This window comes from Novacetimonas hansenii JCM 7643, assembly GCF_000964405.1.
GTDB lineage: Bacteria > Pseudomonadota > Alphaproteobacteria > Acetobacterales > Acetobacteraceae > Novacetimonas > Novacetimonas hansenii.
Genome location: NZ_BANE01000237.1, coordinates 1 through 318, shown reverse-complemented (window position 1 = coordinate 318; position 318 = coordinate 1). Strand labels below are relative to the sequence as shown.

Genomic DNA, 318 nt, shown 5'->3' with positions numbered 1-318 from the left:
AGGCGGAGGCAACGACGCCCTTCACAGTGCGGCCGCCGGTCAGTTCTGCGCCGGAATTGCAGCCCGCACGCCCGGCAAGGTGCTCTGGATTGTCACCCGTCAGGACGTATTCGCTCCCTCCCTGAAACAGGTGGGGCTGTCGGCACGGCGAACGATCTTTGTCGAAGCCTGTTCGGACGTCGATGTGCTGGCCTGTTTCGAGGAAGGGCTGCGACATGGCGGCCTCGGGGCCGTTGTGGCCGAGGTGGCGCGTCTGTCCATGACGGCCTCACGCCGCCTGCAACTGGCGGCCGAAACGTCTGGTTCGCTTGGCATCGC

1 protein-coding gene is annotated in these 318 nt (G+C 66.0%); it reads left to right on the top strand.

The features are described 5' to 3' along the window. A partial coding sequence (locus tag B7G66_RS13930; RefSeq protein WP_048859294.1) for an ImuA family protein occupies nt 1–318 on the top strand: 318 nt, incomplete at both ends.